The 20,610-nt window shown below is 68.0% G+C and carries 20 protein-coding genes; 12 read left to right on the top strand and 8 right to left on the bottom strand.

Features of this window, described 5'->3' with window-relative positions:
- Window positions 1–37 precede the first annotated feature (37 nt).
- The 4 genes from pgk (at window position 38) to SZ60_RS08225 (ending at window position 2,745) form a co-directional block, all read left to right on the top strand.
- Window positions 38–1,249 (top strand): phosphoglycerate kinase, encoded by a 1,212-nt coding sequence (gene pgk / locus SZ60_RS08240; RefSeq protein WP_043595014.1) that lies wholly within the window; start codon window positions 38–40, stop codon window positions 1,247–1,249.
- A complete protein-coding gene (gene tpiA, locus SZ60_RS08235; RefSeq protein WP_043595013.1) occupies window positions 1,243–2,031 on the top strand; it encodes a triose-phosphate isomerase in 789 nt (262 codons plus the stop codon). Before pgk ends, tpiA begins: the two co-directional genes overlap by 7 nt.
- Before the next feature lie 106 nt (window positions 2,032–2,137).
- Window positions 2,138–2,389, top strand: a complete 252-nt coding sequence (secG, locus tag SZ60_RS08230; RefSeq protein WP_043595012.1) for a preprotein translocase subunit SecG — start codon at window positions 2,138–2,140, stop codon at window positions 2,387–2,389.
- Window positions 2,389–2,745 carry an RNA polymerase-binding protein RbpA gene (locus tag SZ60_RS08225; RefSeq protein WP_043595011.1) on the top strand — a complete coding sequence of 119 codons (357 nt, stop codon included), beginning with the start codon at window positions 2,389–2,391 and terminating at the stop codon, window positions 2,743–2,745. Before secG ends, SZ60_RS08225 begins: the two co-directional genes overlap by 1 nt.
- 116 nt (window positions 2,746–2,861) lie before the next feature.
- On the opposite strand, the gene pgl is transcribed toward SZ60_RS08225, so the two are convergent.
- The 6 genes from pgl to tkt all read right to left on the bottom strand — a co-directional run bounded on the left by pgl (window position 2,862) and on the right by tkt (window position 11,082).
- Window positions 2,862–3,632: a 6-phosphogluconolactonase gene (gene pgl / locus SZ60_RS08220; RefSeq protein WP_043595010.1), complete on the bottom strand. Its 771-nt coding sequence runs from the start codon at window positions 3,630–3,632 to the stop codon at window positions 2,862–2,864.
- Window positions 3,633–3,647: 15 nt separating this feature from the next.
- The gene (locus SZ60_RS08215; RefSeq protein WP_043595009.1) at window positions 3,648–4,595 is read right to left on the bottom strand and encodes a glucose-6-phosphate dehydrogenase assembly protein OpcA; all 948 of its coding nucleotides are present in this window, start codon (window positions 4,593–4,595) and stop codon (window positions 3,648–3,650) included.
- Window positions 4,592–6,127 (bottom strand): glucose-6-phosphate dehydrogenase, encoded by a 1,536-nt coding sequence (gene zwf / locus SZ60_RS08210; RefSeq protein ID WP_043595008.1) that lies wholly within the window; start codon window positions 6,125–6,127, stop codon window positions 4,592–4,594. The genes SZ60_RS08215 and zwf overlap by 4 nt, the downstream gene beginning before the upstream one ends.
- Before the next feature lie 116 nt (window positions 6,128–6,243).
- Entirely contained in the window at window positions 6,244–7,839 is a 1,596-nt protein-coding gene (locus tag SZ60_RS08205; RefSeq protein WP_043595007.1) for a glucose-6-phosphate isomerase, read from the bottom strand.
- Window positions 7,836–8,963: a transaldolase gene (gene tal / locus SZ60_RS08200; protein ID WP_043595006.1), complete on the bottom strand. Its 1,128-nt coding sequence runs from the start codon at window positions 8,961–8,963 to the stop codon at window positions 7,836–7,838. Before tal ends, SZ60_RS08205 begins: the two co-directional genes overlap by 4 nt.
- Window positions 8,964–8,988: 25 nt before the next feature.
- Window positions 8,989–11,082: a transketolase gene (gene tkt, locus SZ60_RS08195; protein WP_043595005.1), complete on the bottom strand. Its 2,094-nt coding sequence runs from the start codon at window positions 11,080–11,082 to the stop codon at window positions 8,989–8,991.
- A gap of 281 nt (window positions 11,083–11,363) precedes the next feature.
- Here tkt and SZ60_RS08190 point away from each other — a divergent pair, with 281 nt between their 5' ends.
- A complete protein-coding gene (locus tag SZ60_RS08190; RefSeq protein ID WP_043595004.1) occupies window positions 11,364–12,287 on the top strand; it encodes a heme o synthase in 924 nt (307 codons plus the stop codon).
- Between the two features lie 4 nt (window positions 12,288–12,291).
- Window positions 12,292–12,726 carry a GNAT family N-acetyltransferase gene (locus SZ60_RS08185; RefSeq protein WP_043595003.1) on the top strand — a complete coding sequence of 145 codons (435 nt, stop codon included), beginning with the start codon at window positions 12,292–12,294 and terminating at the stop codon, window positions 12,724–12,726.
- An 18-nt stretch (window positions 12,727–12,744) separates the two neighbouring features.
- On the opposite strand, the gene SZ60_RS08180 is transcribed toward SZ60_RS08185, so the two are convergent.
- The gene (locus tag SZ60_RS08180; RefSeq protein WP_043595002.1) at window positions 12,745–13,713 is read right to left on the bottom strand and encodes a heme A synthase; all 969 of its coding nucleotides are present in this window, start codon (window positions 13,711–13,713) and stop codon (window positions 12,745–12,747) included.
- Between the two features lie 299 nt (window positions 13,714–14,012).
- On the opposite strand from SZ60_RS08180, the gene sufB reads away from it, so the two are divergent.
- Genes sufB through SZ60_RS08155 form a run of 5 tightly spaced genes read left to right on the top strand, consistent with a single transcriptional unit; the run spans window position 14,013 to window position 18,124 of the window.
- A complete protein-coding gene (gene sufB / locus SZ60_RS08175; protein ID WP_043595088.1) occupies window positions 14,013–15,431 on the top strand; it encodes a Fe-S cluster assembly protein SufB in 1,419 nt (472 codons plus the stop codon).
- On the top strand, window positions 15,432–16,658 hold the full coding sequence (gene sufD / locus SZ60_RS08170; protein WP_082059967.1) for a Fe-S cluster assembly protein SufD: 1,227 nt from the start codon (window positions 15,432–15,434) through the stop codon (window positions 16,656–16,658). It abuts the gene before it with no gap.
- Window positions 16,658–16,990, top strand: coding sequence for a non-heme iron oxygenase ferredoxin subunit (locus SZ60_RS08165; RefSeq protein WP_082059966.1), 333 nt, complete (start codon window positions 16,658–16,660; stop codon window positions 16,988–16,990). Before sufD ends, SZ60_RS08165 begins: the two co-directional genes overlap by 1 nt.
- 13 nt (window positions 16,991–17,003) lie before the next feature.
- Window positions 17,004–17,789, top strand: coding sequence for a Fe-S cluster assembly ATPase SufC (sufC, locus tag SZ60_RS08160; protein ID WP_043594999.1), 786 nt, complete (start codon window positions 17,004–17,006; stop codon window positions 17,787–17,789).
- Window positions 17,790–17,791: 2 nt separating this feature from the next.
- Window positions 17,792–18,124 carry a metal-sulfur cluster assembly factor gene (locus SZ60_RS08155; protein ID WP_043594998.1) on the top strand — a complete coding sequence of 111 codons (333 nt, stop codon included), beginning with the start codon at window positions 17,792–17,794 and terminating at the stop codon, window positions 18,122–18,124.
- Window positions 18,125–18,220: 96 nt separating this feature from the next.
- Here SZ60_RS08155 and SZ60_RS08150 read toward each other — a convergent pair whose 3' ends face one another.
- The gene (locus tag SZ60_RS08150; protein ID WP_043594997.1) at window positions 18,221–18,826 is read right to left on the bottom strand and encodes a biotin transporter BioY; all 606 of its coding nucleotides are present in this window, start codon (window positions 18,824–18,826) and stop codon (window positions 18,221–18,223) included.
- 148 nt (window positions 18,827–18,974) lie between these two features.
- Between SZ60_RS08150 and SZ60_RS08145 the strand changes: the two genes are divergently transcribed.
- Window positions 18,975–20,573 carry an ABC-F family ATP-binding cassette domain-containing protein gene (locus SZ60_RS08145; protein WP_043594996.1) on the top strand — a complete coding sequence of 533 codons (1,599 nt, stop codon included), beginning with the start codon at window positions 18,975–18,977 and terminating at the stop codon, window positions 20,571–20,573.
- Window positions 20,574–20,610: the final 37 nt, after the last annotated feature.

The following is a 20,610-nucleotide window of genomic DNA, read 5'->3' as shown; positions in this document are numbered from 1 at the left end:
GGGCCGGGGCATCGTCCTCCAACCCCGAAACGAACCCATGAGCCTGCGAACCCTCGATTCCCTCGGTCCCTTGTCGGGCAAGCGCGTCATCGTCCGATGCGACCTCAACGTCCCGCTGAAAGACGGTGAGATCACCGACGACGGACGCATCCGTGCCTCCCTCGAGACCCTGGACCTGCTGATCAACCAAGGGGCGAGGGTGGTCGTCATCTCGCACCTCGGTCGCCCCGACGGTGAGGCCAAGGCCGAATACAGCCTGCGACCGGTCGCTCAGCGACTCAGCGAACTCCTCGGCAAGAGCGTCGGCTTCGCATCGAGCACCGTCGGTGACGAGACCAGCGCAGCGGTCGCAGGTCTGACCGACGGTCAGATCATGGTGCTCGAGAACCTCCGCTACAACGCTGCCGAGACGTCTAAGGACGAGTCGGACCGTCAGGAGTTCGCTCGTCGCCTGGCCGAACTCGGCGACGTGTTCGTCTCCGACGGCTTCGGCGTCGTACACCGCAAGCAGGCGAGCGTGTACGAGCTCCCCTCTCTCCTCCCGAGCGCCGCGGGCACGCTGATCTCCCGCGAGCTCGAGGTCCTCGACAAGCTGACCGAGAACCCCACGCGGCCCTACACCGTGGTCCTCGGCGGCTCGAAGGTGTCCGACAAGCTCGGCGTCATCGAGCACCTGCTCCCGCGGGTCGACAACCTGCTCATCGGCGGCGGTATGCTCTTCACGTTCCTCGCCGCCCAGGGGCTCCCCGTCGGCAAGAGCCTGCTCGAGAAGGACCAGCTGGACCGGGTCCGTGGCTACGTCGACGAAGCCGCGCGTCGGGGCGTCAACCTCGTCCTCCCCGTCGACGTGGTGGTCGCCTCGTCGTTCAGCGCCGATGCCGACCACACCGTGGTCGCCTCGGACGGCATCGAGTCCTCTCCTCTCGGCGCGGATGCCCTCGGGTTGGACATCGGTCCCGAGACGGCGGCCCGCTTCGCCGAGACCGTCCAGACGTCGTCCACGGTCTTCTGGAACGGACCCATGGGAGTCTTCGAGTTCCCGGCGTTCGCACACGGCACCAAGGCGGTCGCCGAGGCTCTCACGCATGTCTCAGGTCTCGGTGTCGTCGGCGGTGGCGACTCCGCCGCGGCGGTTCGTGCCCTGGGCTTCACGGACGACCAGTTCGGCCACATCTCCACCGGTGGTGGAGCCAGCCTCGAGTTCCTCGAGGGCAAACGACTCCCCGGACTGGAGGTCCTCGGATGGTGACCACACGCACCCCCCTCATCGCCGGCAACTGGAAGATGAACCTCGATCACCTGCAGGCGATCGCGTTCGTCCAGAAGCTCGCCTGGTCCCTCAAGGACGCCAAACACGACTTCGACTCGGTCGAGACCGCGGTGTTCCCGCCGTTCACCGATCTCCGCAGCGTGCAGACCCTGCTCGACGCCGACAAGCTCGAGCTGGCTCTCGGGGCCCAGGACCTCTCCGCCCACGATTCCGGTGCCTACACGGGCGAGGTCTCGGGGCAGTTCCTCGCCAAGCTCGACGTACGCTTCGTCCTGGTCGGGCACTCGGAGCGCCGCACGCTCCATGCTGAGGACGACGAGGTCGTGGCGACGAAGGTCGCCGCGGCTCACCGGTCCGGCCTCGTACCCGTGATCTGCGTCGGTGAGACGGCCGACGACCTCGAGCAGCACGGTCCCAGTGCCGTTCCGGTGGCCCAACTCCGTGCGGCGCTCGCCCAGGTGCCCGCCTCCGCGGAGATCGTCGTGGCCTACGAGCCCGTCTGGGCCATCGGGTCCGGGCAGGCCGCCACGGCCGAACAGGCCGAACAGGTCTGCGCCGCGCTGCGGGCAGCCCTGGTCGACGTCATGGGTTCGGAGTCCGCCGCAGCCACCCGCGTCCTCTACGGCGGATCGGTCAAATCCACCAACATCGCGTCCTTCATGCGTGAGCCCAACGTCGACGGAGCCCTCGTCGGTGGGGCGAGCCTCGACGTGTCCGAGTTCGCCAGCATCGTCCGCTTCCAGGCACACGTCGGCGTCTGAGCCGCCGGGCGCGTCGGTCATCGGCGCCCGTCCGACTCGACCTGCCGGGGCGACGGCCTCTCGCGGTTATACTGTTCAGCGGTCTCACCGCATCGAAAGGTCCTACGTGGAAATTCTCCAGGTCATCCTGCAGGTGTTGCTCGGCATCACGAGCCTCCTGTTGACCCTCCTCATCCTGCTCCACCGCGGCCGTGGTGGCGGTCTCTCCGACATGTTCGGCGGTGGCGTCACGAGCAACCTCGGGGCGTCGGGTGTCGCCGAGCGCAACCTCAACCGCATCACGGTCTTCTTGGGTCTCGTCTGGATCACCTGCATCGTGGTCCTGGGTCTCATCACCAAGTTCGCGGCGGTCAGCTGATGGCCTCGGGCGGTAGCGCAATCCGTGGCTCGCGCGTCGGCGCGGGTCCCATGGGTGAGCAAGATCGTGGCTTCCACGCCGAGCGGATCACCATCTCGTACTGGGATGCCCTCGGCAACGAAGTCGTCCGTCACTTCGCGGCCAACGTGCCCGACGAAGAAATCCCCGAAACCGTCGACTCGCCCTCGAGCGGACTGCCGGCAGGGCGCGACAAAGCCAACCCGCCGACGGTCGCAAAGCTCGAACCGTACAAGACGCACCTCGCGTACGTGAAAGAGCGACGGACCGAAGAAGAAGCCGAGCAGCTGCTCGAAGAGGCACTGCAGCAGCTGCGCGTTCGACGCGGCAAGGCCTGACCCAGCCGAGCGCGCCTTCTGGTGTCCCGACACCGAACATGACGAAGGGCCCCGCAGCCGTGAGCTGCGGGGCCCTTCGTCATTCGGTCCGGGGCAGTTGCACCCGCGGTGGTGACTCAGTAGGTCGAGGCGATCAAGTTCTCGGGCACCTCGGCCGCCGCGTCCCGATCCACGAAGAAGACCGTCCGCTTGCGTCCCTTGACCCCTGCCACCGGCACCTGGTCCGCGCCGGCACCCGCCAGGGCGAGCCCCAGCGACGAAGCCTTCTCGGCTCCGGCGAGGATCATCCAGACGCGCTGCGAATTGTTGATGACCGGCAGGCTCAACGTGAGGCGTACCGGCGGGGGCTTGGGGGAGTCGTCGATCGTGAGCACGGTCGGCTCGAGCTGGCGGATCTGTGCTTTGTCGGGGAACAACGAAGCGACATGGCCGTCGGGACCGACGCCGAGGAGCGTGATGTCGAAGCGGGGGGCCGCGTCGTCAGCCTGTGCGTGCTGCAACAACTCGTCGCGGTAGGCGGCGGCTGCCGCCTCGACGTCGTCGAAGTCGCCCACCGCACCGAAGCGGTGGACGTTCTCGGGCAGCAACCCGATGTGGTCGAGCAAGTCGATGCCTGCCTGGGTGTCGTTCCGATCCGCGTCACCTGCGGGGACCCAACGCTCGTCGGCCCACCAGATCGAGACCTTCGACCAGTCGACGCTGTCACGTGCCGGCGACGCGTTGATGGCCGCCAGCACGAGCGTGCTCACCGAGCCTCCGCTGACGACGACCGACGCATAGTTCTGCTCTTCGAGCACGTCGATGATCTTGGTGATGAACCGGGCGGCCACGGAGGCACCCAGTGATTCTTTGTCGGGGTGGACCAGCACCCGGCGTTCGTTCGTCACGGTTCTCTATCTGCTCTAGTTGCTCTGGACGGGTTCGCTCAGTTGGCCGACCCCGTGTCTCACGACGTTCCCGAACAGGTCGTCGGGGTCGAGTCTACGGAGTTCCTCGGCCAGGCAGTCGCGCAGCGAGCGGCGTGGCAGCGCCAGGTCGTGCGTGGGCTGACCCGGTTGGGTCAGCGTCGCGACGTCGTCCAGGGAGCGTTCGAGGACGATCGATCCGGACGCGCGAACGAGTCGCACTCCGTGGATGCCGCTCGAGCCGGTCGCCCGGGTCGTCAAGTCGCCGTCGACCGGAACCTGGAGCTGCAGACGCAGCCAGGCGGCCAGGAGGAGCGTCGAGGGGGAGTCGGGCGCCCCGGAGACGCCGACCTCGGTGACCGACTCGTAGGGCGGCTGGTCGAGCACCGCGGCGAGCTGTGCCCGCCACAGGGTGAGGCGGGTCCAGGCGAAGTCGGTGTCACCGGGAGCGTAGCTGCGGGCGAGGTCGATGATCGACTGGCGCGGGTCGGACTGGCTCGCGGCGTCGGTGATGCGCCGTTGCGCGATGCGCCCCAGGGGAGACTCCGAGACGACGGGAGGCGCGGTCTTGGGCCACCACGCCACGACGGGAGCGTCGGGGAGCAGGAGCCCCGTCACCAATCCCTCCTCGTCGCTCGCGGTCTCACCGTAGGCCCGCAGCAAGATGACCTCGCTGGCGCCCGCGTCACCGCCCACGCGGATCTGGGCGTCGAGTCGCCCGTCGACGTCGTCGAGGTCGGTCGACGTGGACACGACGATGACCCTCATGGGGTGCTCGCGTGACGCGTCGTTCGCGGCCTCGATGGCTTCTTCCTCGTCGCCGAGACGAGTGGAGATGATCAAGGTGAGGACGCGGCCCAACGCGACCGCGCCTCCTTCTTCCCTGATCTTGACCAGCGTCTTCTGGACGCGGCTGATGGTGCTGTCGGGCAGGTCGACGATCACGGACGCCTCCAGGTACGGCCGTCACGGGCCATGAGTTCATCGGCGGAGGTGGGGCCCCACGTGCCGGGTCGGTACTGCTCGGGCTGGCCCTGGGTGGCCCAGAACTCTTCGATCGGGTCGAGGATCTTCCAGGAGAGCTCGACCTCCTCGTGCCGAGGGAAGAGGGGTGGGTCGCCCAGGAGCACGTCGAGGATGAGGCGCTCGTAGGCCTCGGGGCTCGCCTCGGTGAAGGCGTGTCCGTAGCCGAAGTCCATGGTGACGTCGCGGACCTGCGTACCGATGCCGGGCACCTTGGACCCGAATCGGAGGGTCACTCCCTCATCGGGCTGGACGCGGATCACGAGGGCGTTCTGCCCGAGTGACGTCTGGGTTCCGAAGATGTTCTCGGGCACCTGCTTGAAGACGACGGCGATCTCGGTCACGCGACGCCCGAGCCGCTTTCCGGCCCGGAGGTAGAAGGGCACGCCCGCCCACCGCCGGGTCGCGATCTCGAGCTTGATGGCGGCGAAGGTCTCGGTCGTGCTCTCGGGGTTCATGCCCTCTTCGTCCAGGAAGCCGAGGACCTTCTCCCCACCTTGCCACCCCCCGGCGTACTGACCCCGAGCCGTGCCCGTCGCGAGGTCGGCGGGCAGACGGACGGCCGAGAGGATCTTCTCCTTCTCGGCCCGGAGGTCGCGGGCGGCGAACGTGACCGGCTCTTCCATCGCCGTCAGGGCGAGGAGTTGGAGGAGGTGGTTCTGGATGACGTCGCGGGCGGCCCCGATGCCGTCGTAATAGCCGGCGCGACCACCGACGCCGATGTCCTCGGCCATGGTGATCTGGACGTGGTCGACGTAGTTCGAGTTCCAGAGGGGTTCGTACATCTGGTTGGCGAACCGGAGCGTGAGCAGGTTCTGCACCGTCTCTTTGCCGAGGTAGTGGTCGATGCGGAACACGCTGTCGGGCTCGAAGACCGTCTCGACGACGGCGTTGAGTTCGCGGGCCGTCTTGAGGTCGGAGCCGAAGGGCTTCTCGATGACGACGCGTCGCCACGCGCCGTCCTTCTCCTCGGCGAGCCCGGAGTTGCGGAGCTGCTCGGTGACCATGGGGAAGGCCTTGGGCGGGATCGAGAGGTAGAACGCGTGGTTGCCCATCGTGCCGCGTTCGCGGTCGAGCTCTTCGATGGTGTCCTTCAGTCGCGCGAACGCATCGGCGTCGTCGAAGACACCCTGGACGAAACGGAACCCCTCTTTGAGCTGACGCCAGACGTCTTCGTCGAACGGCGTGCGCGCGTGGTCCTTGACGGACTGATAGACGACCTGCTCGAAGTCCTGGCCCTCGAACTCTTGACGGGCGAACCCGACCAGCGCGAAACCGGGCGGCAGCAAGCCTCGGTTGGCGAGGTCGTAGACGGCGGGCATGAGCTTCTTGCGGGAGAGATCACCCGTCACACCGAAGATGATGAGACCGCTGGGGCCCGCGATGCGGTTGAGACGTCGGTCGGAGGGCAACCGCAACGGGTTGGACTCCGGCGTGATCGGCACCGGTGACATGGGGTTCCGTTCTGTGGTTCGAGGGGCGATCGGGTCGAGGACGGGTGAGACCCGCGGAGACCACCCGGGGGCAAGACGAAAGGGCCGGCGTCCGTGAGGACGCCGGCCCTTTCGGCTCAGCGGAGTGCGGCGGTGATGACCGGCAGCGCGGCGGCCACGTCGGTCACCGTCAGCGTGAGCACGGGACGACCGTGCTCGGCCAGGACCTTGGCGTCACCGGCGGCCTGTGCCTGCACGAGCTGCCCGAACGTGAACGGGCTCTCGGGGATCTCGAGGTCGGTCGCGGGCACCTGCGTGATCTGCAGGAAGACGCCGTTGGCCGGGCCGCCCTTGTGGTACTGACCCGTCGAGTGCAGGAAGCGCGGCCCCCACCCGAAGGTGACGGGACGCTGTGTGCGTGCCGCGAGCAGATCACGGATCTCCTCGAGCTGCGGGTTCGCCACGCGATCCACGTATGCCTGGATCGAGACGTAGCCGTCATCGCTCAGGTGCGAGAGAAGCGCGGCGACGGCCGACTCGAGAGAGTCGCCCAGTTCGATGCCTCCGACCTCGCGGACCTCGACACCCTCGGCCGTGAAGGCCGGGGGAGTGGGCTCGGGTCGGTCGTCGAGCAACGCCCGCGTCGCGACCTTCGCCGACTCGACGTCGGGCTGGTCGAACGGGTTGATGTCGAGCAGACGCCCGGCCACCGCGACGGCGTACTCCCAGACCATGATCTGACCGCCGAGCGAACCCGAGATCTCGACCTCGCCGGGCGCGACCTCACGGGTCTCGTCGGCGTTCGCCACGAGACGCACGACCTGCACGTCGTGGAGGCCCGCCGTGATCTCGGGGGCCGAGGTGCCGATGACGACGGGGAGCAGGCCGCGACCCTGTTTGCCGGTCGACTCGGCGATGAGCTGCTCGGCCCAGTCCGGGAACCCCACGATGTGGGTGCCGTCGGCGACGATCGCGATCTTGTCGCGCAGGGGTGAGGTGCCCGCCAGGACGGCACCCAGCACGAGGCCCGGGTTGTCGGCGCGGTCCTGGGCCAGCTCGACCGTCACGGCGTCGGCCTCGGCGAGCAGCTCGCGGATGTCGGCACCGGCCAGGCCGGACGGCACGAGGCCGAACGCCGACAGGGCCGAGTAGCGCCCGCCGATGTTGGGGTCGGCGTTGAAGACGCGGTAACCGGCCTCACGGGCCTGCCCGTCCAGGGGCGATCCGGGATCGGTGACCACGACGATGCGCTCGACGGGGTCGATGCCGGCGTCGGTGAACGCCTTCTCGAACGTCTTGCGCTGGCTGGCCGTCTCGACGGTCGAACCCGACTTCGACGACACGACGAGCACGGTGCGCTCGAGACGGTCGGCGAGGGCCGTGAGGACCTGACCGGGCTCCGTCGCGTCGAGCACGGTGAGCTCGACGCCGTAGGTGCGGGTGATCACCTCGGGCGCGAGCGACGAGCCGCCCATGCCCGCGAGCACGACGTGGTCGACGCCCTTGGCGGCGAGCTCGTCGCGCAACGAGTCGATCTCGTCGAGCAGCGGGGTCGAGACCACGACGGCCTCGGTCCAACCGAGGCGTTTGGCGGACTCGTCCTCGGCGTCAGGGCCCCACAGGGTGGGGTTCTGCGCCGTGATGCCCGAGGCGACGAGGTCGCTCACGAGCGTCGGGACGACCGCCTCGACCGCCTGCGCCGCGTCTCCGCTGGCAGCGATGGTGATGGTCACTTGGACTCCCCGGCGGGCTTGGCTGCCTCGAGGGCCGCGGTGACCGTGTCGAGCAGTTCGTTCCACGACACGATGAACTTCTCGACGCCCTCCTTCTCGAGGGTCTCGGTCACGTCGTCGTAGGACACGCCCTGCGCGGCGATCGCGTCCATGGTCTCGTTGGCCGAGGCGTAGGAGGCGCTGATCGTGTCGCCACGGATCACACCGTGGTCGAAGGTCGCCTCGAGGGTCTTCTCGGGCATCGTGTTGACGACGTCCTGGGCGACGAGCTCGACCACGTAGGTGGTGTCGAGCACGGCGGGGTCCTTGACTCCGGTCGAGGCCCAGAGGGGGCGCTGCTTGTTGGCGCCGGCAGCGAGGAGGCCCTTGGCCCGCTCGGTGTCGAAGGCCTGCTGGTACACCTCGTAGGCGAGCTGAGCGTTGGCCACGCCGGCCTTGCCCTTGAGGGCCTTGGCCTCGTCGGTCCCGACCGCGTCGAGGCGCTTGTCGATCTCGGTGTCGACGCGCGACACGAAGAACGAGGCGACCGAGTGGATCTCGGAGATGTCGATGCCCGCGGCCTTGGCCTGCTCGAGACCCGTGAGGTACGCGTTGATGACGGCGCGGTAGCGCTCGAGGCTGAAGATCAAGGTCACGTTGACGCTGATGCCCTGGGCGATGACCGCCGTGATGGCCTCGAGACCCTCGACGGTCGCCGGGATCTTGATGAGGGCGTTGGGGCGACCGACCTTGGCGGCCAGCTTGACCGCCTGGTCGATGGTGCCCTGCGCGTCGTGCGCGAGACCGGGCTCGACCTCGATCGACACGCGGCCGTCGAAGCCGTCCGTCGTGTCGTAGAGCTCGCGGAAGATGTCGCAGGCACGGGTGACGTCGTCGGTGGTGATCTCGAAGACGGCGTCCGTGACGCTGACGCCGGTCTTCGCGAGCAGGGCGACCTGGTCGTCGTAGGCCTCACCCTTGGCGAGAGCCGAGGCGAAGATCGTGGGGTTGGTGGTGACGCCGACGACGTTGCGCTCGGCGATCAGCTTCTGCAGGCCTCCCGCGTTGATGCGCTCGCGCGACAGGTCGTCGAGCCAGATGCTCACGCCGGCGGCGGAGAGCTGTGCGGTGTTCGAATCAGTCATGTTCTTCTTCTTCCTTCGTCGACGCTCAGAGAGCGGCGATCGAGTCCTTGGCGGCGGCGACGGCGGCTTCGGTCGTCATGCCGAACTGCTTGAACAGCGTCTTGTAGTCGGCCGAGGCACCGAAGTGCTCGATCGACACGCTGCGACCGGCGTCGCCGACGATGCCGCGCCACGGCATGGCCACACCGGCCTCGATCGAGACGCGAGCCTTCACGGCGGCCGGGAGGACCGCCTCCTTGTACTCGTCGCTCTGCTCGTCGAACCACTCGATGCTCGGAGCCGAGACGACTCGGGCGTTGATGCCCTCGCCGCGCAGGACCTCACGGGCCTCGACGGCGATCTGCACCTCGGAACCCGTGGCGACGAAGATCACGTCGGGCGTTCCACCCGGCGCCTCGGCCAGGACGTAGGCACCCTTGGCCACGTTCTTCGCCGACGCGAAGGTGTCGCCCTCGGCGTCACCGGTGCCGCGCTCGAAGACGGGCAGGTTCTGACGGCTGAGCGCGATGCCGGCGGGGCCGTGGTGGCGCTCGAGGATCGTCGCCCAGGCCCAGGCCGTCTCGTTGGCGTCGGCGGGACGCACGACGTCGAGGTCGGGGATCGCCCGCAGCGACGCGAGCTGTTCGATCGGCTGGTGCGTCGGACCGTCCTCGCCCAGGGCGACGGAGTCGTGGGTCCAGACGTAGATCGCCGGAGACTTCATCAGGGCCGCGAGGCGGACCGCGGGGCGCATGTAGTCACTGAAGATCAGGAACGTGCCGCCGAACGGGCGCGTGTTGCCGTGCAGCGTGATGCCGTTGAGGATGGCGCCCATCGCGTGCTCGCGGATGCCGAAGTGCAGCACACGACCGTAGGGGTCGCCGCTCCACTCGTCGGTCGACCACTCGGTGGGGACGAACGACTTCGAACCCGTGATCGTCGTCAGGTTCGACTCGGCCAGGTCGGCCGAGCCGCCCCAGAGCTCGGGGACCACACCGGCGAGGGCGTTGATGACCTTGCCCGAGGCGGCGCGGGTGGAGACGTCCTTGCCGGCCTCGAAGACGGGGAGCGCTTCTTCGACGCCCTCGGGGAGCTCGTTCGCGAGGATGCGGTCGAGCATGACCTTCTTGTCGGGGTTGGCCGACGCCCACGCGGCGAGCTTCTCGTCCCACTCGGCGTGCTGGGCCTGTCCGCGCTCGACGGCCTTGCGGGTGTGCTCGAGGACGGCGGGGTCGACGTCGAAGGACTTCTCGGGGTCGAACCCGAGGACCGACTTGAGGCCGGCGACCTCGTCGGCACCGAGGGCCGAACCGTGGATCTTGCCGGAGTTCTGCTTCTTGGGCGAGGGCCAGCCGATGATCGTCTTGAGGATGATCAGCGAGGGCTTGTCGGTGACGGCCTTGGCCTTCTCGATGGCGTCGTGCAGTTCGGCGACGTCCTCGACGTATTCGCCGGTCTTCTTCCAGTCGACGACCTGGACGTCCCAGTCGTAGGACTCGAAGCGCTTGTGGACGTCCTCGGTGAAGGCGATGTTCGTGTCGTCCTCGATCGAGATCTGGTTCGAGTCGTAGATGGCGACGAGGTTGCCGAGCTTCTGGTGCCCGGCCAGCGACGCGGCCTCGCTCGTGACGCCCTCTTGCATGTCGCCGTCACCGGCGATGACGTACACGAAGTGGTCGAACGGGCTCGTGCCGGGTGCGGCGTCGGGGTCGAACAGGCCGCGCTCGAAGCGGGCGGCGTAGGCGAAGCCCACCGAGCTGGCGAAGCCCTGGCCCAGCGGACCGGTGGTGATCTCGATGCCGTCCGTGTGGCCGTACTCGGGGTGGCCCGGGGTCTTCGAGCCCCAGGTGCGCAGGGCCTCGAGGTCGTCGAGCTCGAGACCGTAGCCGCCCAGGTAGAACTGGATGTACTGCGTCAGCGAGCTGTGGCCGACGGACAGGATGAACCGGTCGCGACCGATCCAGGTGCTGTCGCTCGGGTCACGACGCATGACCTTCTGGAAGAGCAGGTAGGCGGCGGGCGCCAGGCTCATCGCGGTGCCGGGGTGACCGTTGCCGACCTTCTCGACCGCGTCGGCCGCGAGGACGCGGACCGTGTCTACTGCTTTGTTGTCAATGGATTCCCATTGCAGATCTGCCACTGGAAGTTGACCCTTCTTGATGCGAACTGCGCGGGGTCGATTCGCTCCCGCGCTGACGTGCGCCTGCCGAGACGTCGTCGGCTGGGTCGCACACACGCCGGGGCGGAGATCGGGACGGTTCGTCCGGTGATTCGGGACCGAGAGGGCGTACGACTGGCAAGCACCTGCAAGTATAGGGACGAACCCCCTTCTCCCGTCCGCATCGGCCGAGGGTTCGCCGTCAGCGTCGACGTTCATCGCCTAGACTCCTTGGGCAAACCGTTCGTCTCGTTAGAGGACTCATGACCGCAGCCGTTGACATCCGCCCCGACACGTCACCCCGGGGCTTCCGTCGCAAGGCTCGGGCGTACGTCGCCCTCACGAAGCCCCGCGTGATGGAGCTCCTGCTCGTCACCACGGCGCCGACGATGTTCCTGGCCCAGGGGGGCATCCCCAACCTGTGGCTCGTCGCCGCGACGCTGATCGGTGGGGCGCTGAGCGCCGGCTCGGCCTCGGCCTTCAACTGCTACATCGATCGTGACATCGACCGCATCATGAAGCGGACGCAGGGCCGACCGCTCGTGACCGGTGAGGTCAGCGACCGCGAGGCGTTGATCTTCTCGTACGTCGTCGGCGTCGCGTCGATCGTCTGGCTCGCCCTGACGGTCAACCTCCTCTCGGCGGCGCTGTCGCTCGGAGCCATCCTCTTCTACGTCGTCGTGTACACCCTCTGGCTGAAGCGTCGCACGCCGCAGAACATCGTGTGGGGCGGCATCGCCGGGTGCATGCCGGTGCTCATCGGCTGGGCCGCCGTCACGAACGACCTGTCGTGGTCGGCCGTCATCCTCTTCATGGTCATCTTCCTCTGGACGCCGCCGCACTACTGGCCGCTGTCGATGAAGTACCGCGACGACTACGCCGCGGCCGACGTCCCGATGCTCGCCGTGGTGCGCGGCCGGTCCATCGTCGGCTTGCAGGTCATCCTCTATGCCTGGGCCACCGTGGTCTGCTCGTTGATCCTCGTCCCCGTCGCCGGCATGGGCGTGCTCTACACGGTCGTGGCCCTCGCCAGCGGCGCCTGGTTCGTCTGGGAGTCGCACCGGCTGTACAGCCGAGCCATCCAGCACGTCGCCGAGGTCCGGCCGATGCGCGTCTTCCACAGCTCGATCACGTACCTCACGCTGCTGTTCGTCGCCGTCGGCGTCGACCCCCTGCTCCCGTTCTAGCCTCGTGAGCCCCTTCGACTGGACGGTGCGTCCGGCGCGCCCGGACGACGTCGAGCCGTTGACCGACCTGAAGCTCGTCGTCCTGAGGCCCGAGTTCGAGCGTCTCGGCATCTGGAACCCGCCGCGTCACCGTGCGCGCTTCGTGCGCGAGTTCATGGCCGACGAGACGCAGGTCGTCGAAGGCGACCAGCGCCTCCTCGGCTGCATCGCCCTGCATCCGGACGGCGACACGACCTGGCTACGCCACTTCTACCTGGCCGAGGAGGCGCGAGGCCAGGGCATCGGGACAGCCCTGCTCACCGAGGCGATCGGCTCGGTCACCACGGGGTCGATCACCCTCGACGTGCTCACCGGAAGTCGTGCCGTGTCGCTCTACGAGCGCACGGGGTTCGTCGTCGTCGATCAGGACGACGTCGACACCGTCATGCGTCGCGACTAGGGCACCCGGTCGCGTCGATCAGGCGCGGACGGCAGCCGCCTCGACGATCGGTTCGACCTCGTCCGGGGCCTGGTCGTTGCGCAGGGACAGCACGACGGCGGTCGTCGCGGCCACGAGCAGTGCGGCCAGCACCATGTGGCTGCCGACGAGCAGGGGCGGCAACCCCGAGCGCGCCTGGGTGATGCCGACCGCGATCTGGACCAGCTCCACGCCGAGCAGGGCGAGGGGGAAACGGCGGGGGAGGCCTGCCCGCAGCGTCCAAGCGACGACGGCCAGGGTCAGGGCGAGGGTGGCGTATGCCGGCCAGCTGTGGACGTGGTCCATGATCGCCGGGTCGAGACCGTTGCGGGGAGTGGCCGCGTCACCGGCGTGCGGGCCGGAGCCGGTCGTGAGGACACCGACGATCACCGTGACGCCGACGACCGCCGCCGTCACGTGGACGAGCCGTCCGTAGCCTCGCGGCGTCGCGGCGTGGCGCCCCCGGGGGCCGCGGTACACCCGCCAGAGCAACGTCGTGGTCAGTGCGACGAGGACGATCGAGACGACGAAGTGGGCCCCGACGATGTAGGGGTTGAGCCCGGTCAGGACGGTGATCCCCCCGAGCACGGCCTGGAAGGGGATGCTCAGGCCCTGGACGAGGGTCAGCCAGAAGAAGTCGCGCCGGACCGTGCGCATGCGGAGCACGAGGAGGAACGCGAGGATGACCACGAGGGTGAGCACGAAGGTGAGCAGTCGGTTGCCGAACTCGATGACGCCGTGGACGCCCATCTCGGGCGTGCTGACGAACGAGTCGGCGGTGCAGCGGGGCCAGGTGGGGCAACCGAGTCCCGATCCCGTGAGGCGCACCGCGCCACCTGTGCCGATCAGCAGCACCTGACAGACGAACGACGCCCAGGCGATGAAACGGACCCGACGGTCGACGGTCGTGGGGAGCCACGACCAGGCTCGGGTCAGGACTCCGGTGGCGCCCACCTGTGCGTTGCTCACGACTTGCTGCCTTTCGTCACTTTCGGCGGTCGGCCCTGTAGAATCAACGGGTTCAGGAACACGACCCGGCAGGGTGTCGACGGAGACATCCGAAGACCGTGAGATCCGCAGAAGCGGTGCACGGCCTTCAGCACCAGTCTAAGCAACGCCACCTGACGACTCGATCACGTCGAGCGTCGTCCGGCGAGGCGACGACAGCCGGTGTGTTCGACTCGCAGGGCGAGCAACCGGGCTGCTCCACCACCCGGGGAATGCCGTTCGGCCGACCCGTGTTCGGTCCGGCAGAGAAAGAGGTAGTCATGTCAGACGTGTTGATCGATCGACCCGAGCTCGCGAGCCTGGGGCAGTACGAGTTCGGCTGGTCCGACTCCGACTCCGCGGGCGCCTCGGCGCGCCGGGGGGTGTCACCCGAGGTCGTCACCGACATCTCGAACCTGAAGAGCGAACCCGAGTGGATGCTCAAGAACCGCCTCAAGGGGCTGACGCTGTTCGAGCGCAAGCCCATGCCGACGTGGGGTGCCGACCTGTCGGGCATCGACTTCGACAACATCAAGTACTTCGTGCGTTCGACCGAGAAGCAGGCGACCACCTGGGACGAGCTTCCGGACGACATCAAGAACACCTACGAGAAGCTCGGCATCCCCGAGGCCGAGCGCAACCGCCTCGTGGCGGGCGTCGCCGCCCAGTACGAGTCCGAGGTGGTCTACCACCAGATCCGCGAGGACCTTGAGCAGCAGGGTGTCATCTTCATGGACACCGACACGGCGCTCCGCGAGCACCCCGAGCTCTTCCAGGAGTACTTCGGCACGGTCATCCCCGCCGGCGACAACAAGTTCGCCGCGTTGAACACGGCCGTGTGGTCCGGCGGTTCGTTCGTGTACGTCCCCAAGGGCGTCCACGTCGAGATCCCGCTGCAGGCGTACTTCCGCATCAACACCGAGAACATGGGCCAGTTCGAGCGGACGCTGATCATCGCCGACGAAGGCAGCTACGTCCACTACATCGAGGGCTGCACCGCCCCGATCTACAAGTCCGACTCCCTGCACTCGGCCGTGGTCGAGATCATCGTGAAGAAGAACGCCCGTGTGCGTTACACCACGATCCAGAACTGGTCGAACAACGTGTACAACCTGGTCACCAAGCGCGCGATCGCCCACGAGGGCGCGACGATGGAGTGGATCGACGGCAACATCGGCTCCAAGGTGACGATGAAGTACCCGTCGATCTACCTGGTCGGCGAGCACGCCAAGGGCGAGACGCTCTCCGTCGCCTTCGCGGGCCCCGGTCAGCACCAGGACGCCGGCGCGAAGATGATCCACATGGCGCCCTACACCACGTCGTCGATCGTGTCGAAGTCGATCGCCCGAGGCGGCGGTCGCGCCGGTTACCGTGGCGAGGTCCGGGTCGACGAGGCCGCCCACCACGCGGCCAACACGGTGCGCTGCGACGCCCTGCTCGTGGACACGATCTCCCGGTCGGACACCTATCCCGCCATCGACATCCGCGTCGACGACGTTCAGCTCGGTCACGAGGCCACGGTGTCGCGAGTGAGCGAAGAGCAGCTCTTCTACCTCATGTCGCGGGGCATGGCCGAAGACGAAGCGATGGCCATGATCGTCCGTGGCTTCATCGAGCCCATCGCCCGCGAGCTCCCGATGGAGTACGCGCTCGAACTCAACAAGCTCATCGAGATGAGCATGGAAGGATCAGTCGGCTAGATGTCCGCCGCAGCACCCACCACCACACCAGAGTCCACCACCGAGCCGGGCGTTCAGCACGGCGCCGGTGCCCACAGCGACGGCGGCTGGGGCCTTGTGCCCGTGCAGACGCGTTCCGAGCGGTTCACCTCGGTCGACCCCGCGGCGTTCCCCGACGTGACCGGTCGCGAGGTGGACTGGAAGCTGAGCCCGGTGTCGCGCCTCCGTCCGTTGATCGACGGCGACCTCGACGGCTCGCCCTATGCGTACCTGGCTCGAGAGACGCCCGGCGCCACCGTCGAGTGGATCGACCGCGGCGACTCTCGGGTCGGCACGGCCGGAACGCCCGAGGACAAGGCCGCGGCGAACGCGTGGGCGAGTGCCGAGAAGGTGCTGGCCGTCACGCTCGAGGGTGACGAACCGTCGGCGATCACCGTCGGACGCTCGGGTCTCGACCGCGAGCCACGGGCCGGCCACACCCTGATCCACGCCAAGGCGAACAGCCAGGCCATGGTCGTCCTCCGCAACACCGGGTCGGCGCAGCTGGTCGAGAACGTCGAGATCGTCGTCGACGAGGGGGCGCACCTCACCGTCGTCACCCTGCAGGAGTGGGACGACGACGCCGTCCACCTCGCGAGCCACCACGCCCGCATCGGTCGGGACGCCCAGCTCAAGCACTTCGTCGTCAGCCTCGGCGGCTCGGTCGTCCGGGTCAACCCCTCGGCCCACCTGGCCGAGCAGGGCGCCGACGCCGAGCTCTACGGCGTCTACTTCGCCGATGCCGGTCAGCACCTCGAGCAGCAGGTCTACGTCAACCACGACGCTCCCAAGACACGGAGCCGCGTCAACTACAAGGGTGCCCTCCAGGGTGCCGGTGCCCGGACCGTGTGGATCGGTGACGTGCTCATCGGTCGGACGGCTCCCGGAACCGACAGCTACGAGCAGAACCGCAACCTGGTGCTGAGCGAGGGCACGCGCGCCGACTCGATCCCGAACCTCGAGATCGAGACCGGCGACATCGAGGGCGCGGGTCACGCCAGCGCGACCGGTCGCTTCGACGACGAGCACCTGTTCTACCTGCAGTCGCGCGGCATCTCCGAGCACGAGGCCCGTCGCCTGGTGGTGCTCGGCTTCCTCGTCGAGGTCATCCAGAAGATCGGTGACGCCGACCTGCAGGCCCGGCTCGTGGACGCCATCGAGGTCGAACTGGCCGCGGGCGAGGCGACATCGACCGAGACGGTCGCCTGATGGCCACGAAGGTCTGCGGCGTCGACGACGTCAGCCCCTCCCAGGCGCACCGCGTCGTCGTCGACGGCGTCGCGATCGCCGTCGTGAAAGACAGTGCCGGCACGATCCACGCGATCGGCGACACCTGCACCCACGGCGACATCTCCCTCTCCGAGGGCTTCGTCGAGGACGACACCCTCGAGTGCTGGGCCCACGGCTCCAAGTTCGAGCTCACCACCGGCAAGCCGCTCACGCTGCCCGCCTACGAACCCGTACCGGTCTTCTCGGTCTCCGTCATCGACGGCGAGGTGTACGTCGACACCACCTCGACCTCCACCGGCGCCGCACAGTAAAGGAACAGAACGCATGTCCACTCTCGAGATCCGCGACCTCAAGGTCAGCATCGACACCGACGCCGGCCCCAAGCCCATCCTCAAGGGCGTCGACCTCACCATCAACGAGGGCGAGATCCACGCCGTCATGGGCCCCAACGGCTCGGGCAAGTCCACCCTCGCCTACACGATCGCCGGCCACCCCCGCTACAACGTCGACGGGGGCTCCATCCTCCTCGACGGTCGTGAGGTGCTCGAGATGAGCGTCGACGAGCGCGCCAAGGCAGGGCTCTTCCTCGCCATGCAGTACCCCGTCGAGATCCCCGGCGTCACGGTCTCGAACTTCCTCCGCACGGCCAAGACGGCTCTCGACGGCGAGGCTCCGGCCATCCGCGGCTGGATCAAGGACCTCCGCGAGTCGATGAACGCGCTCAAGATGGACTCGGCCTTCGCCGAGCGCAACGTCAACGAAGGCTTCTCGGGTGGCGAGAAGAAACGACACGAGATCATGCAGCTCGAGCTCCTCAAGCCGAAGTTCGCCGTCCTCGACGAGACCGACTCGGGTCTCGACGTCGACGCGCTGAAGATCGTGTCCGAGGGCGTCAACCGTGCCAAGACCAACACCGGACTCGGCTTGCTGCTCATCACGCACTACACGCGCATCCTGCGCTACATCAAGCCCGACTTCGTCCACGTGTTCGTCGACGGTCACGTCGCCGACGAGGGTGGGCCCGAGCTGGCCGACCGCCTCGAGAACGATGGCTACGACCGGTACGTCACGGCAGCCGCCGCCGAGGCCGCCGCGACCCCGGCGGTCTGACCGTGGCCGTCGCACTCAGCCCCGAGAAGTTCGACCAGACCATCGAGGCACTGAAAGAGGTCGTCGACCCCGAGCTGGGCGTCAACATCGTCGATCTGGGGCTCATCTACGACCTCGCGATGGACGAAGAGCACGAGAACGCGCTCATCATCAGCATGACCCTGACGAGCGCCGGCTGCCCCTTGACGGACGTCATCGAGGGCGACACGGCCAATGCCCTCGACGGTGTCGTCGACGCCTTCCGCATCAACTGGGTGTGGATGCCGCCGTGGGGCCCCGATCGCATCACGGACGACGGTCGCGACATGATGCGCGCCATCGGGTTCTCCATCTGAAACCCGCCCGTCGGAACGACGACGAAGCCCCGCCCCTCCGAGAGGGGCGGGGCTTCGTCGCGTGTCCTCGACGATCACGCCGGGGAACGGGAGGCGCTAGTCACCGATGCGCTTCAGCGCACGCCAGGCGAGGGGCAGGGCCGCCGCCGCGATCAGCCACTTGGCGATGCCGCCGACGATGAACGGGTACAGGCCGGCCGCGAGGACGCTCGGCAGGTCGTTCGGCAGACCCAACGACCCGAGCACGACGGCCAGGTAGGGGAGGCCGACGGCGAAGGGGATCAGGCTCGCCAGGAAGAAGGCCGCCGCCGAGCGCCACCACTTCTTGTCCCAGTCCCGCTCGGAGAGCCAGCCGATGACGGCCGCTGCGACGACGAACCCGATGACGAACCCGAAGCTCGGCTTGAGGACGCTGAGGGGTCCGCCCGAGAACTCGGCGAAGATCGGCAAGCCCGCGACACCCAGCACCAGGTAGGTGGCCAAGGAGAGCGCCCCGCGACGGGCGCCGAGGGAGGCGCCGACGAGCATCACACCGAGCGTCTGTCCGGTGACGGGCACCGGCCAGAGCGGCACCTGCACCTGCGCGAGGGCCGAGACGACGGCGACTCCACCGAGGACGAGGGCCACGTCGGTGGCGACGCCCCGGGCCACCAGACGGTCGGCGAGGACCGGCCGTGAGGTCGATGCGGCAGTGTTCGTCATGGGGACTCCTAGAATGGGTAGGTTGATCGGCCGAGCGGCTGGTCGGCAGCGCAGTGCTGCGACCCTCTCCACACGACGTCCCCATCCTATGGGCGGCCCCCTTCCGGGCCCCGTTGTGGACTCCTCACCAATCGATTGGACATCTGCTGTGCTCTCCGTGCACGATCTCGAGATCCGCGTCGGCGCGCGCCTCCTCATGGCCGACGTCTCGTTCCGGGTCGACCGGGGCGACAAGATCGGCCTCGTCGGCCGCAACGGCGCCGGCAAGACGACCATGACCAAGACGCTGGCCGGCGAGACCCTCCCGACGGGCGGCAAGATCGAGCGCTCCGGTGAGATCGGCTACCTCCCGCAGGACCCCCGCAGTGGCAACCCCGAAGACCTCGCCCGGACCCGCATCCTCGACGCCCGGGGTCTCGGCCAGTTGCTGCTCGGCATCCAGGAAGCCACCCTCGCCATGGGTGACCCGGATCCCGACGTCGCCGCCCGCGCCATGAAACGCTACGGCGATCTCGACGACCAGTTCAACGCCCTCGGCGGGTACGCAGCCGAGGCCGAGGCGGCCTCCATCGCGAGCAACCTGAGCCTGCCGGACCGCATCCTCGACCAGCCCCTGTCGACGTTGTCGGGTGGTCAGCGCCGGCGCATCGAGCTGGCCCGCATCCTGTTCTCGGCCGCCGATACGATGATCCTCGACGAGCCCACGAACCACCTCGACGCCGACTCCGTCGTCTGGCTCCGCGAGTACCTGAAGACCTACCAGGGCGGCGTCATCGTGATCAGCCACGACATCGAACTCGTCGAGGAGGTCGTCAACCGCGTCTTCTACCTCGACGCCAACCGCCAAGCCATCGACGTCTACAACATGGGGTGGCGCAACTACCAGCGGCAGCGTGCTGCCGACGAGGAGCGCCGCAAGAAAGAGCGCTCGAACGCCGAGAAGCAGGCCTCGGCCCTGCAGAAGCAGGCGGCCCGGTTCGGCGCCAAGGCGTCGAAGGCCGCTGCGGCTCACCAGATGGTGGCACGAGCCGAGAAGCTCCTCTCCGGTCTCGACGAGGTCCGCGCGGTCGACCGCGTGGCCAAGCTGCGATTCCCGACGCCGGTGGCGTGCGGCAAGACGCCCCTCATGGCCTCGAACCTGTCGAAGAGCTACGGTTCGCTCGAGATCTTCACCGCCGTCGACCTCGCCATCGACCGTGGCTCGAAAGTCGTCATCCTGGGCCTGAACGGTGCCGGCAAGACGACCCTCCTGCGCATCCTCGCAGGGGTCGACGCTCCCGACACCGGGCAGCTCGAGCCGGGCCATGGGCTGCGGGTCGGCTACTACGCCCAGGAGCACGAGACCATCGACGTCAAGCGCAGCGTGCTCGAGAACATGGTGTCGTCCTCGCCGAACATCACCGAGATGGAGGCTCGACGGGTGTTGGGCTCGTTCCTCTTCACGGGCGACGACTCGGCCAAGCCGGCCGGTGTGCTGTCCGGCGGCGAGAAGACACGGCTGGCTCTGGCGATGATCGTCGTCTCGGGCGCGAACGTCCTGCTGCTCGACGAGCCCACCAACAACCTCGACCCCGCGAGTCGCCTCGAGATCCTCGACGCGCTGAGCAACTACGAAGGGGCCGTCGTCCTGGTGAGCCACGACGAGGGTGCCGTCGAGGCGTTGAACCCCGAGCGCGTGCTGATCATGCCCGAGGGCACCGAGGACCACTGGACCCCGGACTACTCCGACCTGATCAACCTGGCCTGATCAACCTGCCCTGCTCGACCTAGCACGACCGAGAACG

The organism is Frigoribacterium sp. MEB024 (assembly GCF_000878135.1).
In the GTDB taxonomy this organism is placed as follows: Bacteria; Actinomycetota; Actinomycetes; order Actinomycetales; family Microbacteriaceae; genus Frigoribacterium.
Note: the sequence above shows the minus strand (reverse complement) of the source record. Positions and strands in the feature narration are given on the sequence as shown.